This window comes from Azospirillum thermophilum, assembly GCF_003130795.1.
Taxonomy (GTDB): domain Bacteria; phylum Pseudomonadota; class Alphaproteobacteria; order Azospirillales; family Azospirillaceae; genus Azospirillum; species Azospirillum thermophilum.
Window position 1 is genome coordinate 559,775 of sequence record NZ_CP029357.1, and the last position, 12,974, is coordinate 572,748.

10 protein-coding genes and 1 pseudogene are annotated in these 12,974 nt (G+C 71.0%); 8 read left to right on the forward strand and 3 right to left on the reverse strand.

All coding sequences use genetic code 11. The annotated features are described in order from the left end of the window. Positions 1-15: 15 nt before the first annotated feature. Positions 16-486 (reverse strand): cytochrome c-550 PedF, encoded by a 471-nt coding sequence (pedF, locus tag DEW08_RS27330; protein WP_109333255.1) that lies wholly within the window; start codon positions 484-486, stop codon positions 16-18. A 232-nt stretch (positions 487-718) separates the two neighbouring features. Here pedF and DEW08_RS27335 point away from each other — a divergent pair, with 232 nt between their 5' ends. The 5 genes from DEW08_RS27335 (at position 719) to DEW08_RS27355 (ending at position 6,868) form a co-directional block, all read left to right on the forward strand. After that, positions 719-1,981: an ABC transporter substrate-binding protein gene (locus DEW08_RS27335; protein ID WP_109333257.1), complete on the forward strand. Its 1,263-nt coding sequence runs from the start codon at positions 719-721 to the stop codon at positions 1,979-1,981. A 9-nt stretch (positions 1,982-1,990) separates the two neighbouring features. After that, positions 1,991-2,974, forward strand: a complete 984-nt coding sequence (locus DEW08_RS27340; RefSeq protein ID WP_109333259.1) for a YVTN family beta-propeller repeat protein — start codon at positions 1,991-1,993, stop codon at positions 2,972-2,974. A gap of 7 nt (positions 2,975-2,981) precedes the next feature. Next, a complete protein-coding gene (locus DEW08_RS27345; protein WP_109333261.1) occupies positions 2,982-3,734 on the forward strand; it encodes an ABC transporter ATP-binding protein in 753 nt (250 codons plus the stop codon). Continuing rightward, a complete protein-coding gene (locus DEW08_RS27350) occupies positions 3,731-4,525 on the forward strand; it encodes an ABC transporter permease (protein ID WP_109333263.1) in 795 nt (264 codons plus the stop codon). The genes DEW08_RS27345 and DEW08_RS27350 overlap by 4 nt, the downstream gene beginning before the upstream one ends. Before the next feature lie 243 nt (positions 4,526-4,768). Then, positions 4,769-6,868, forward strand: a complete 2,100-nt coding sequence (locus tag DEW08_RS27355) for an FIST N-terminal domain-containing protein (RefSeq protein ID WP_168220530.1) — start codon at positions 4,769-4,771, stop codon at positions 6,866-6,868. Between the two features lie 58 nt (positions 6,869-6,926). On the opposite strand, the gene DEW08_RS27360 is transcribed toward DEW08_RS27355, so the two are convergent. Next, the gene (locus tag DEW08_RS27360; RefSeq protein WP_109333267.1) at positions 6,927-8,186 is read right to left on the reverse strand and encodes a M16 family metallopeptidase; all 1,260 of its coding nucleotides are present in this window, start codon (positions 8,184-8,186) and stop codon (positions 6,927-6,929) included. Positions 8,187-8,336: 150 nt separating this feature from the next. Between DEW08_RS27360 and DEW08_RS33360 the strand changes: the two genes are divergently transcribed. The 3 genes and pseudogenes from DEW08_RS33360 (at position 8,337) to DEW08_RS27375 (ending at position 12,209) form a co-directional block, all read left to right on the forward strand. Further along, positions 8,337-9,704: a sensor histidine kinase gene (locus DEW08_RS33360; RefSeq protein WP_109333269.1), complete on the forward strand. Its 1,368-nt coding sequence runs from the start codon at positions 8,337-8,339 to the stop codon at positions 9,702-9,704. Then, positions 9,701-10,710: pseudogene (locus DEW08_RS27370) on the forward strand (NADH-quinone oxidoreductase subunit B family protein). The gene DEW08_RS33360 and the pseudogene DEW08_RS27370 overlap by 4 nt, the downstream one beginning before the upstream one ends. Positions 10,711-10,715: 5 nt before the next feature. Next, entirely contained in the window at positions 10,716-12,209 is a 1,494-nt protein-coding gene (locus DEW08_RS27375) for a nickel-dependent hydrogenase large subunit (RefSeq protein ID WP_109333271.1), read from the forward strand. Positions 12,210-12,264: 55 nt separating this feature from the next. Here DEW08_RS27375 and DEW08_RS27380 read toward each other — a convergent pair whose 3' ends face one another. Next, the gene (locus DEW08_RS27380) at positions 12,265-12,831 is read right to left on the reverse strand and encodes a rhodanese-like domain-containing protein (protein WP_245987024.1); all 567 of its coding nucleotides are present in this window, start codon (positions 12,829-12,831) and stop codon (positions 12,265-12,267) included. Positions 12,832-12,974: the final 143 nt, after the last annotated feature.

The window sequence follows — 12,974 nt, forward strand, 5'->3', positions numbered from 1 at the left end:
CGTCGCCGGTCTCCGTCAGTCGGCATGCACGGTTTCGAGCCAGCTGCGGATCGCCCACAGCGCCTCCTGCCCCAGCGCGTCGCCGAACTGCGGCATGTAGGTGACGCCGTTGCGGACCGAGCCGTTGATCACCCGCTCCTTGAACCACTCGTCGCCGCCGTCGCCCGGCTCCAGATAGCGAAGGTCCGGGGCGATGCCGCCCGACACGGCGCCCAGGCCGTGGCAGCGCGCGCAGTTCTGGTTGAAGGCCGACGCCCCGATCTCGATCGCCCGCGGGTTGCCGCGGTAGGGGTTGGCGTCGCGCCACTTGTCGCCCAGCTTCTCCAGGCCCGAGGTATCGACCGCCTGCGGCGTCACGTCGCCATGCGCCCGCACCGGGGTGGACAGGGTGGCGGAGACGGCGAGGATGCTGCCGAGAGCCAGGCCGGCCAGGGCCAGGGTCCGCAGCGGGCTGGTCGTGAGGCGGGTGGGCGACAGGGTGTTCATCGGCGTGTCCTCTCCTTCTCAGCGGAGCGGCGGCAACCACCGTGGCCACCGCGTCTTGCATCGTTGTCGCCGAGCATAGCCACCGGTCGGGTCTCACAATAATTGGACCATCGTACAACGTCAGTGCGAGATGGTCAGCAACCTATATTATCCGATAGTCTCATGGCATGGCGGCGGAGGCGACGACTAAGCTGCCGCTTCCGTCAATCCGACAGGGACCGCCCGACGCACGATGCCCGTTCGCAAGACCCTCCGCCTGACGACCGCTCTCGTGCTGGCGCTGGCCGCCGGCGGAACGGTCCTTCCCGCGCCGGCCCAGAGTCCCGAAGCCGGACAGCCGGCGACCGCGGCGCAGACGGCGGCGCAGACGGCGGCGCAGACGGCGGGGGAGCGGTCGCCGATCCGGATCGCCTACCTGACCCAGGAGATCGAGCGCCCGCCGGCCCTCGCCAACCTCGACGAGCGGCCGGCCGACGAGGGCCTCGCCGGTGCCGAGCTCGCCATCGCCGACAACCGCACCACCGGCCGCTTCCTGAAGCAGGACTTCGCGCTGGACGCCGTGACCCTGCCGGCGGACGGCGACCCGGCCGAGGCGCTGCGCCGCCTGATCGCCGCGGGCAACCGCTTCGTCGTGCTGGACCTGCCGGCGCCGGCGGTCGCGGCGCTCGCCCGGCTGCCGGAGGCGAAGGACGTCCTGCTGTTCAACGCCGGCGCGCCCGACGATTCGCTGCGCGCCGAGCAGTGCGCCCCCAACCTGCTGCACACGCTGCCCAGCCGCGCCATGCTGGCCGACGCGCTCGGCCAGTATCTCGCCTTCAAGCGCTGGACCAAGTGGTTCCTGGTGGTCGGCCCGCGGCCGGAGGATGCGCTCTATGCCGAGGCGGTGCGCCGCGCCGCCAAGCGGTTCGGCGCCACCATCGTCGCCGACAAGAGCTGGACCGGAGATTTCGAGGCCGGCCGCACCGCCCAGGCGGAGGTGCCGGTCTTCACCCGCGGCGGCAATTACGACGTGCTGATCGTCGCGGACGAAAGCGGCGATTTCGGCGACTTCCTGCCCTACCGCACGGCCGAGCCGCGGCCGGTCGCCGGCACCGCCGGGCTCGTGCCGACCAACTGGCACCGCACGCACGAGCAATGGGCGGCCGCCCAGCTCCAGAACCGCTTCCGCGAGCAGTCCCGCCGCTGGATGAGCCCGCGCGACCATGCCGTCTGGGCCGCCGTCCGCGCGGTGGGCGAGGCGGCGACCCGCCTGCGCGGCACCGACCCGGCGGCCCTCGCCGCCCTGATCCGGAGCCCCGACTTCTCCCACGCCGTCTTCCTCGGCCGCACCGCCAGCTTCCGCCCCTGGGACGGCCAGATGCGCATGCCGCTTCTGCTCGCCTCCGAGCGGTCGCTGGTGGCCCAGGCGCCGATCGAAGGATTCCTCCACCCCCGCACGGAGCTCGACACGCTCGGCGTCGACCAGCCGGAAAGCCGTTGCCGCGCCCGCAGATAAGGACATGCAATGACCCGCCTCCGCCTTGCCTTATCGATGACCGCCGGCCTGCTGCTGGCGTCCGCCACCCTCCCCCAGGCGGCCTTCGCCCAGACCGCCTATGTGTCGAACGAGAAGGACAACACCGTCTCGGTCATCGACATGGGGAAGATGGAGGTGGTGAAGACGCTGAAGGTCGGGCAGCGGCCGCGCGGCATCGTGCTGAGCCACGACAGGACGAAGCTCTACATCTGCGCCAGCGACGACGACACCGTGCAGGTGCTGGATCTCGCCAGCGGCAAGGTGGTGCACAACCTGCCCTCCGGCGAGGATCCGGAGCTGTTCGCCCTGCATCCGGACGGCCGCCTGCTGTTCATCGCCAACGAGGACAGCAACGTCGTCACGGTGGTGGACGTCCCCGACCGCCGCGTCACCTTCCAGGTCGACGTCGGGGTGGAGCCGGAGGGCATGGCCGTCAGCCCGGACGGGCGCTGGGCGGTCAACACCTCGGAAACCACCAGCATGGTCCACTGGATCGACGTCGAGAAGCGGCAGGTCGTCGACAACACGCTGGTCGACGCCCGCCCCCGCTATGCGCAGTTCAGCAAGTCGGGCGACCGGCTGTGGGTGTCGGCGGAGATCGGCGGCACCGTCGCCGTCATCGACACCGCGACGCGCAAGCCGGTGAAGACCATCGGCTTCGCCATCAAGGGCATCCCGAAGGACCGCATCCAGCCCGTGGGCATCCGGCTGACCGACGACGGGCGCTATGCCTTCGTCGCGCTCGGCCCCGCCAACCATGTGGCGGTGATCGACGCGCGGTCGCTGGAGGTGGTCAGCTACCTGCTGGTCGGCCGCCGGGTCTGGCAGCTCGACTTCACGCCGGACCAGAAGCGGCTGCTGACCACCAACGGACTCAGCGGCGACGTCTCCATCATCGACGTCGACAAGCTGTCGGTGCTCAAGACGGTGAAGGTCGGCCGCTACCCCTGGGGCGTCGCCGTTGCCCCGTGACCCGGCCATGCCCGCGTCCCCGCCCGGCCTCGCCCCGCTCGACCTGCAGGGGCTGCGCTATGCCTACGGCCGGCGGGCGGCGCTGGACGGGGTGGGGTTCCGGGTGGAGCCGGGACGCTTCACCGCCCTGCTCGGCCCCAACGGGGCGGGCAAATCGACCCTGTTCGCGCTGGCGACCGGCCTGCTGGTGCCCCAGGCGGGCCGCGTCCTGCTGCACGGCCACGACCTGGCGGCCGAGCCGGGCAAGGCGCTGGCCGGGCTGGGGGTGGTGTTCCAGCAGCCGACCCTGGACCTCGACCTGACCGTGGCGCAGAACCTGCGCTATTTCGCCTCGCTGCACGGCATCGGGCGGACGGAGGCGGCGCGGCGCATCGAGGCGGAGCTGGAGCGGGTGGAGATGGCCGACCGCGCCGGCGAGACGGTGCGGCGCCTCAACGGCGGCCACCGCCGCCGGGTGGAGATCGCCCGCGCCCTGCTGCACCGCCCCTCCCTGCTGCTGCTCGACGAGCCGACGGTCGGGCTCGACCGCAAGGCGCGGCTGGCGCTGATCGCCCATGTGCGGAGCCTGTGCCGCGACCGCGGGCTCGCCGTCCTGTGGGCGACCCACCTGATCGACGAGATCGACCCCGCGGCCGACCGGGTGGTGGTCCTGCACCGCGGCCGGCTGCTGGCCGACTGCGAGGCGCCGGAGCTGCTGGCCGCGGCCGGCGCCTCCTCGGTCGCCGAGGCCTTCGACAGCCTGACGCGGGAGGAGGAATGAGCCGCTATCTGACCGCCCTGTCCGGCATCGTGGTGCGCGAGGTGCTGCGCTTCCTGCACCAGCGCGAACGCTTCCTCGGCGCCCTGGTCCGCCCGCTGATCTGGCTGTTCGTCTTCGCCGCCGGCTTCCGCGCCGCGCTGGGCGTCGCGATCGTCCCGCCCTACGAGACCTACATCCCCTACGAGGTCTACATCGTGCCGGGGCTGATCGGCATGATCCAGCTCTTCAACGGCATGCAGGGCTCGCTCTCCATGGTCTACGACCGCGAGATGGGCAGCATGCGCGTGATGCTGACCAGCCCGCTGCCGCGCGGCTTCCTGCTGTTCGCCCGGCTGCTGGCCGGGGTGGTGGTGTCGGTCCTGCAGGTGATGGCCTTCCTGCTGGTGGTGCGCCTCTACGGGGTGGAGCTGCCGCCCTGGTCCTGGATCACCGTCCTGCCGGCGCTGCTGGTCAACGGGCTGATGCTGGGGGCGCTGGGCATGACGCTGGCCTCGCTGATCCGGCAGCTCGAGAACTTCGCCGGCGTGATGAATTTCGTGGTCTTCCCGCTGTTCTTCCTGTCCACCGCCCTCTACCCGCTCTACCGCATGGAGGAGGCGGGGGAACTGCTGTGGTGGCTGTGCCGCCTCAACCCCTTCACCCATGGGGTGGAGCTGGTCCGCTTCGCGCTCTACGGACGGCTCGACGCGACGGCCCTGGCGGTCACCGGGGCCTCCCTGGTGGTCTTCCTTGCCCTGAGCGTCCGCGGCTACTCGCCCGCACGCGGCATGACGTCGCGGGCATCCGCCTGACGGGCCCGAGGACACGACCTTTCCGCCCGTCCGGATCACCCGAAACAGGGAAAATGCCCGCCATGGCATGCGGGTTTCCCCGGACTTTCCCGTATCCGGACCGTCTATAGACTGAACCTCATCCAAAAGTGGCCGCGAGGCTGGGCACATATGACAGTATGTTAAACCCCTGCTAACGGGCTTCCCTTCACAATACCGTCACAAGTAACCCTGCCAATGCTGTGCACCGGGGGGAAAGTAAAAATGTCCTTCATCAACCGCCTGTTCGGCGCCCACGGCGCGCCCGTTGGTTCCCCGCATCCAGGCCCGCTTTCCGGCCCGGCCCAGGCTGGAGCGGGCCTGTCCGGCCCGGTGACCGAGCGCGTGGAACAGGCCGGGGCCGGTCTCCCGCTCATCCGCACGCTGCGCCTGTCCTCGCGCGACATCGGCCGGGACAAGCTGCAGGACCTCGGCACCGGCGCCGAGGCGCCGGCCCTGGTGGTCGGCTTCGTCTCCCCCTTTTCCGATTTCCGCGCCGTCGCCGACCGGCTGCGCGGCGCCCTGCCGGCGGACAGCCGGCTTCTTCTGGTCTCGACCGCCGGCGAACTGTGCGGCAGCCGCGACGGCGCCGGTCTCTACGACCCGGCGACCGACGGGCGCGACAGCGTGGTGCTCCAGGCCTTCGGCCGCGACCTGATCGCGGAGGTCTCGGTCCACGCCGTTCCGCTGCATTGCGAGGACATCCGCAACGGCAAGATCACGCTGGACCATGAGCAGCGCGTCTCGGCGATCCGCCGCGACCTGGAGGGGATCCGCCCGTCCTTCCCGCTCGACAGCCGCGACACGCTGGCGCTGACCTTCATCGACGGCCTGTCGGCCAGCGAAAGCTATCTGATGGAGGCGGTCTACCGCAGCGGGCGCTTCCCGGTGCTGTTCATCGGCGGCTCGGCCGGCGGCAAGCTGGACTTCCGCAACACCTGGCTGTTCGACGGCCAGCGCGTTCTGGAGAACCATGCGGTCGTCGCCTTCCTCAAGCTTGCCCGCGGCAAGCGCTACGGCATCTTCAAGACGCAGAACTTCCGCAAGACCTCGACCTCCTTCGCCATCCTGGAGGCGGACGGCGTGCGGCGGACGGTGACCAGCGTCATCGATCCGCGCACGCTGGAGACCACCGGCTTCATCGACGCGCTGTGCCGCACCCTGAAATGCCGGCCGGACGAGCTGGAGGGCAAGCTCGCCCGCTACACCTTCGCGGTCGAGCTGGAGGGCGAGCTGTTCGTCCGCTCGGTCGCCGGATTCGACGTCGCCAACAACAAGGTCGCCTTCTACTGCGACGTCAATCCCGGCGACGAGCTGCATCTGGTCGAGGCGACCGACTTCGTGCAGCAGACGGACAGCGACTTCACCGCCTTCCTGCGCGGCAAGCCGCGGCCGGTCGGCGGGCTGCTGAACGACTGCATCCTGCGCCGCCTGAACAACGGGCCGCAGCTCGGCCGCGTCGCCACCTTCCGCGACCTGCCGGTGGCCGGCTTCTCCACCTTCGGCGAGCTGCTGGGCATCAACATCAACCAGACGCTCTCGGCCGTCTTCTTCTTCGAGGAAGGCCAGCCGGGCAGCTTCACCGACGAGATCGCCGACCGTTTCCCGGTCCATTACGCCCGCTTCCAGACCTATTTCACCCAGACCCGGCTCAACCGGCTGGAACTGCTGAACCGCATCCGGCAGAGCGTCATCCACACGCTGGTCGAGCAGGCGGACTCGGCGAGTTCCCTCAACGAGCTGGTGGAGCAGGTGACCAGCTACGCCGAGCGGGTGGACAGCTCCATGACGGCGATCCGCGACGTGCTGAACGGCCATGCCACCAGCTTCGTCGGCCACGACCAGCGCAAGCAGGAGCTGGAGCAGGAGTTCGAGCGGCTGGGCGCCGTCCTGAAGACGGTGGAGGGCGTGCTGTCGGTGATCGACGGCATCGCCGGCCAGACCAACCTGCTGGCGCTGAACGCGACGATCGAGGCGGCCCGCGCCGGCGAGGCCGGAAAGGGCTTCGCCGTCGTGGCGGCGGAGGTGCGCAAGCTCGCCAACGACACCAAGTCGACGCTCGGCAACACCCAGGACGCCATCGGCCGCATCCGCGCCACCGTCGGCTCGCTCGGCGGCAAGATCAACGACACCGGCTCCCGGATGGACGAGATCGCCAGCGGCAACGCCAAGCTGATCGCCCAGGTGGACGGCGTGCTCGGCGAGATCGACGCCGTGCGCCGCCGCGTCGCCGAGAGCACCGCCGACTTCCGCAACCAGGCCGCCGGCCTCGCCACCACCCGCCGCTACATCGAGCAGCTCAAGGTTCTCGACGCGGTCATGTGACCGGCGCGCCGCCGCCTCGCCGCCGCGGGGGCGGGAGGCGGCTCCGGTCCGCTGCCGGCTATGCCGCCTTCAGCATGCCCTGCATGTCCTCGTAGGACGGCAGATGGTCGAGCACGCCGACGGCCGACACGGCCATCGGGCCGGCGAAGACCCGGTTGGCGACCGCGGCGACGTCGGCCGGGGTCACGCTGTCGATGCGCTCGAAGATCTGCTCGATGCTGCGGATCTCGCCGGTGCGCAGCAGGGTGCGGGCGAAGCGGTCGGCGCGGCGCATCGTCGATTCCAGCGACTTGCCGACCGAGAAGCGGAGCTGCTCCTTGGAGCGCTGCAGCTCGGCCTCCGTCACGCCGTCGCGGGCCTTGCGCAGTTCCTCGAAGAAGACGGGAACCAGCTCCGCCACCTCCTCCACGCCGGTGCCGGCATAGAAGCTGAGCGCGCCGCCGTCCTGGTACTGCAGCGGCGCGGAGTAGACGGAATAGACCAGCCCGCGCTTCTCGCGGATCTCCTGGAACAGGCGCGAGGTCATGCCGCCGCCCAGGATGTTGGCGAGGTGGCGCAGCGGGTAGCTGTCGGCGTCGTCGATGCCGGCGCCGGGGAAGGCGGCCATGAAATGCACCTGCTCCGCCTCGCGCTGCAGCAGGGCGGCACCACCGGTGTTGGCGACCCGCTCCTGGAAGGGCGCGTCCTTCGGCGTCAGGTGGCCGAACAGCGCCTCGGCCCGGCGCACCACCGTGTCGTGGTCGACGTTGCCCGACACCACGTAGACCATGCGGCGCGGGTCGTAGTGGGCGACGTAATCCAGCAGATGCTCGCGCCCGAAGCCGGCGACGTTCTCCCGCGGGCCGAGGATCGGGCGGCCGAGCGCCTGGCCCTGGAAGGCGGTGCGGCGCAGCGCCTCGTAGACCACGTCCTCCGGCTCGTCGGCGTAGCGGCCGATCTCCTGGATGACGACGCCCCGCTCCTTCTCGACCTCCTCCTGCGGGAAGACCGAATTGAGGACGATGTCGCCGATGATGTCGCAGGACACCTCGACATGGGTCGAGGCCATCTGCGCGTAATAGGCGGTGACGTCGTAGTCGGTGAAGGCGTTGAACTCGCCGCCGCGGTTCTCGATCTCCAGCGCGATGGCCAGCGCGTCGCGGCTGGCCGTGCCCTTGAAGATCATGTGCTCCAGGAAATGCGCGATGCCGTTCACCTCCGGCCGCTCGTTGCGGGCGCCGACGCCGACCCAGACGCCGCTGGTGATGGTGCCGAGGTGCGGCAGATGGTCGGTCAGCACGCGGAAGCCGTTGGGAAGGGTGCTCAACTGGATGCTCACGGGGGAAACCTCTTCTGTGCGGCGTCGGCCGAAGGTTCCTGAGATTTGGTCGCAGCCGCCGACAAGGCAAGGAATTTCCGGCGGGCGCGTGGTAGAGTGCCGGTCCCGCCGCGCCGCGGGAGAGTCCATCAGACCGGGACGCGCGATGACATGACGGGACCGCTGTCGCAGCCCTTCTCCGTGCCGGGCCTGCTGCCGGACGCCGAGAGCGCCTGGATCGACGTGATCCAGAAGATGGACGAGACCTATGCCAATCTGGTCGCCCAGCAGGTGGAGCTGGAGCGCAAGAACGCCGAGCTGGAGGAGGCGCAGGCCTTCATCGCCAGCGTGCTGGGCGCGATGACCGACGTGCTGATCGCCTGCGACCGCGACGGCCGGATCGAGCAGACCAACCCGGCGGCCGAACGGGCGCTCGGCCATGCCGGGCGCGACCTGATCGGGCAGCCGCTGCGCGACCATCTCGCCCCGGACTCGCACGGCGCCTTCGCCCGCCTGTGCAGCGCCGCCCTGCAGCGCGAGGGCGGGAGCGACGTCGAGCTGTGCCTGCGCGGCCCGGCCGGCCTGTTCCCGGTGTCGGTCAACAGCACGGTGCGCTACGACCAGCGCGGCCACGCCATCGGGATGGTGCTGGTCGGCCGCCCGGTCGGCGAGCTGCGCCGCGCCTACCGCGACCTCGCCGCCGCGCATGAGGGGCTGAAGCAGACGCAGCAGCAGCTCGTGCATTCGGAGAAGATGGCCTCGCTCGGCCGGCTGGTCGCCGGCGTGGCGCATGAGCTGAACAACCCGATCTCCTTCGTCTACGGCAACGCCCACGCGCTGCGCCGCTATGTCGACCGGCTGACCGCCTATCTCGACCGCGTCCATGCCGGGGCTACGGCGGAGGAGCTGGCGGTGCTGCGCCGCGACCTGCGGATCGACCGCGCCCGCTCCGACCTGCCGGCGACGCTGGACGGCATGCTGGAGGGGACCGAGCGGGTGCGCGACATCGTCGCCGAGCTGCGCCGCTTCTCCTCGGAGCAGAAGCACGCCTCCGAGCGGTTCGACCTGACCGCCCTGTTGCGCTCGGCCGTCACCTGGGTCGCCAAGGCGCAGATGGCCGACCTGATCGTCGTCTTCGACCTGCCGGAAACGCTGGACATCGACGGCCATCCCGGGCATCTGCACCAGGTCGCCATGAACCTCGTCCAGAACGCCATCGACGCCATGACCGGGGCGCCCTGCAAGCGGCTGGAGCTGCAGGGGCGCGAGCGGGGCGGGCGCGTCGTCGTCACCGTGCGCGACACCGGGCCGGGCATCGCGCCCGAGGTGATCGGCCGCATCTTCGACCCCTTCTTCACCACCAAGCCGGTCGGCAAGGGCACCGGGCTGGGGCTGTCGATCAGCTACCAGCTCGTCAGGGACCAGGGCGGCACGCTGACCGCGGCCAACCACCCGGAGGGCGGCGCCGTCTTCACCCTGACGCTGCCGGCCATCGGCGGCGCCGTTGCCGCCGCCCCGGCGCGAGGACCCCAGCGATGAGAGAACGCCCCCTGTCGGTGCTGTGGCTGCAGTCGGGCGGCTGCGGCGGCTGCACCATGTCGATGCTGTGCGCGGAATCGCCCGGACTGCCGGATCTGCTGGAGAGCGCCGGCATCCGCCTGCTCTGGCACCCCTCGCTGTCGGAGGAGACGGGGGCCGAGGTGACGGATCTGTTCGCCCGCGTGCTGTCGGGGGCGGAACCGCTGGACGTGCTGTGCGTCGAGGGCTCGCTGCTGCGCGGGCCGAACGGCACGGGGCGCTTCCACGTGCTGGCCGGCACCGGCCGGCCGACGGTGGAGTGGGTGCGCGAGCTGGCATCCGTCGCCCGCCATGTGGTGGCGGTCGGCACCTGTGCCGCCTATGGCGGCATCACCGCGGCGGGGAGAACATCACCGACGCCTGCGGCCTGCAATATGAGGGGACGCTGCGCGGCGGCGCGCTGGGTGGGGCCTTCCGCTCCGGTTCCGGCCTGCCGGTGATCAACGTCGCCGGCTGCCCGACGCACCCGAACTGGGTGACGGAGACGCTGATGCTGCTGGCCGAGGAGGCGCTGGAGGCCGGGTCGCTCGACAGCTATCAGCGCCCGCGCTTCTATGCCGACCATCTCGTCCACCACGGCTGTCCGCGCAACGAGTATTACGAGTACAAGGCGAGCGCGGAGAAGCCGTCCGACCTCGGCTGCATGATGGAGCATATGGGCTGCCTCGGCACCCAGGCCCATGCCGACTGCAACACCCGGCTGTGGAACGGCGAGGGGTCCTGCACCCGCGGCGGCTATGCCTGCATCAACTGCACCGCCCCCGGCTTCGAGGAGCCGGGACATCCCTTCCAGGCGACGCCGAAATTCGCCGGCATTCCCATCGGCCTGCCGACCGACATGCCGAAGGCCTGGTTCGTGGCGCTCGCCTCGCTCGCCAAGGCGGCGACGCCCGAGCGGGTCCGCCGCAACGCAGCGGCCGACCGGATCGTCGTGCCGCCGTCGGTCCGCAACACCAACCGGGGCTGAGACGGGTGACCAGCGAAAAGACACGGCTGATCGTCGGCCCCTTCAACCGGGTGGAAGGCGACCTGGAGGTCCGGCTGGAGATCGCGGGCGGGGCGGTGGCGGCGGCCCACGTCAACGCGCCGCTGTTCCGCGGCTTCGAGCGGATCCTGCAGGGGCGCGACCCGATGGACGCGCTGGTGGTGGCGCCGCGCATCTGCGGCATCTGCTCCGTCTCGCAGTCCCACGCGGCGGCGCTGGCGCTGGCCGGCGTCATGGGCGTGGCGCCGCCGCGCAACGGGGTGCTGGCGACCAACCTGATGACGGCGACCGAGACCGTCGCCGACCATCTGACGCACGTCCACCTGTTCTTCATGCCGGACTTCGCCCGCGCCCCCTATGCCACCCGCGCGTGGTTCCCGCGCGCCGAGGCGCGGTTCAAGGCGGCGCAGGGCAGCGCCGTCCGCGGGGCCATGGCGGCGCGCGCCGGGCTGTTCCACATCCTGGGACTGCTGGGCGGCAAGTGGCCGCACACGCTGACCCTGCAGCCGGGGGGCGTCGCCCGCGCCGCCGATGCGCGCGACCGCGTGCGGCTGCTCGCCATCCTCGGCGGCTTCCGCCGCTTCCTGGAGGACAGCCTGTTCGGCGCGCCGCTGGAGCGGGTGCTGGACCTGACGAGCCCGGAGGATCTCGACCGCTGGCGGGCCGGAGGGCCGGAGGGCGACTTCCGCCTGTTCCTGGAGATCGCCGAGGATCTGGGGCTGGCCCGGCTCGGCCGCGCCTACGACCGCTTCCTCAGCCATGGCGCCTATCCCGATGCCGGGGAGGAGGGCGCCCACCTCTATCGCCGCGGCACCGTCGCCGAGGGCCGGCACGCGCCCTTCGATCCCGACGCGGTGGCCGAGCACCACCGCTTCAGTTGGATGGCCGGACGGGACCGGGCGCATCCGCCCTTCGAAGGCTCCACGGTCCCGGAGATGGGCGCCCCGGAACCGGCGGGGCCGGAGGGGACCCAGGACGGCTACAGCTGGTGCAAGGCTCCGCGCCTCGCCGGGCTGCCCTATGAGACGGGGGCGCTGGCGCGGCAGCTCGTCGACGGGCAGCCGCTGGTCGCCGCGCTGGTCGCCCGCGACGGCGGCACGGTGATGAGCCGCGTCGTCGCCCGCCTGCTGGAGATCGCGCGCACCGTCCGCGCCATGGAGGGCTGGGTCCGCGCGCTGGAGCCGGCCGGCCCCTGGTGCGTCCAGGGCGTCCTGCCGGACAGCGGCCGCGCGGTCGGACTGACCGAGGCGGCGCGCGGTGCGCTCGGCCACTGGCTGCGGGTGGAGCAGGGGCGGATCGCCGGCTACCAGATCATCGCGCCGACGACCTGGAACTTCTCCCCCCGCGACCTCGACGGCGTGCCGGGACCGCTGGAGCGCGCGCTGGTCGGCGCCCCGGTGCGGGAGGGGGAGACGTCGCCGCTGTCGGTGCAGCACATCGTCCGGTCCTTCGATCCGTGCGTCGTATGCACGGTTCACTGAGGCCGGGCGCTCTTCTCCGTCCCCGGCCTCTTCCCCCGGCCCCCTCCCCCGGCCGTCAGAGCCGCTCGATCGCCGCGGTCGGCAGGCCGGCGGCCTTCCACGCCTCCAGCCCGCCGCGGTACCAGTAGACGGACTGGTAGCCGAGCCTGGCCGCGCGCAGCGACGCGTTGTAGGACAGCCAGCATTCGGCCGACAGGCAGTAGAAGACCACCGGGCGCTTCGGGTCGCCGCCGGTCAGGCCGGCGAGCCGCTCGCCCAGCTTCTTCTGGGTGGCGTCCTGGAAGCTCTTGTCGAGCCCGGCATCCGGCATCCAGACGGCCTGCGGCAGGCTGGGGTGCGCCTTGCCGTCCAGCACGTCGACGAGGACCACGGACGGGTCGGCGGCGATCAGCGTCTGCAGGTCGGCCGTGGCGATGGTGCGGGCGCCGGGGACCGTCGCCGGGGTGCGGGCGTGGTAGCCGCCGATCAGCAGGTCGTTGCGCGGGGAGATCCCCCAATCGGTCTTCTCGTTGGCGTAGTTCGAGTCCGCGACCGCCACCTTTGCCACGTCGGCGCGGCTCGCCCCGGTGGTCTGACAGGCGGACAGGGCGGCACAGGCCAGCAAGGCGGCGGACACAGACATCAAGGATGCGCGATTCATCGTTCTACCTGGAAAAATTTCGGAAATTCATGATGCCTGACTTCTTACAGCGATTCGCCGCCGCTCCGAGTAAAATTCATTGTTACTGCGGCAACTTGCCGCTTTTTCCAGGCGTTACTTGATCG

Bases quoted from the DNA above. Each gene is read 5' to 3' on its own strand.
- pedF (WP_109333255.1), bottom strand. From the start codon at position 486: ATGAACACCCTGTCGCCCACCCGCCTCACGACCAGCCCGCTGCGGACC.
- DEW08_RS27335 (WP_109333257.1), top strand. From the start codon at position 719: ATGCCCGTTCGCAAGACCCTCCGCCTGACGACCGCTCTCGTGCTGGCG.
- DEW08_RS27340 (WP_109333259.1), top strand. From the start codon at position 1,991: ATGACCCGCCTCCGCCTTGCCTTATCGATGACCGCCGGCCTGCTGCTG.
- DEW08_RS27345 (WP_109333261.1), top strand. From the start codon at position 2,982: ATGCCCGCGTCCCCGCCCGGCCTCGCCCCGCTCGACCTGCAGGGGCTG.
- DEW08_RS27350 (WP_109333263.1), top strand. From the start codon at position 3,731: ATGAGCCGCTATCTGACCGCCCTGTCCGGCATCGTGGTGCGCGAGGTG.
- DEW08_RS27355 (WP_168220530.1), top strand. From the start codon at position 4,769: ATGTCCTTCATCAACCGCCTGTTCGGCGCCCACGGCGCGCCCGTTGGT.
- DEW08_RS33360 (WP_109333269.1), top strand. From the start codon at position 8,337: ATGACGGGACCGCTGTCGCAGCCCTTCTCCGTGCCGGGCCTGCTGCCG.
- DEW08_RS27380 (WP_245987024.1), bottom strand. From the start codon at position 12,831: ATGTCTGTGTCCGCCGCCTTGCTGGCCTGTGCCGCCCTGTCCGCCTGT.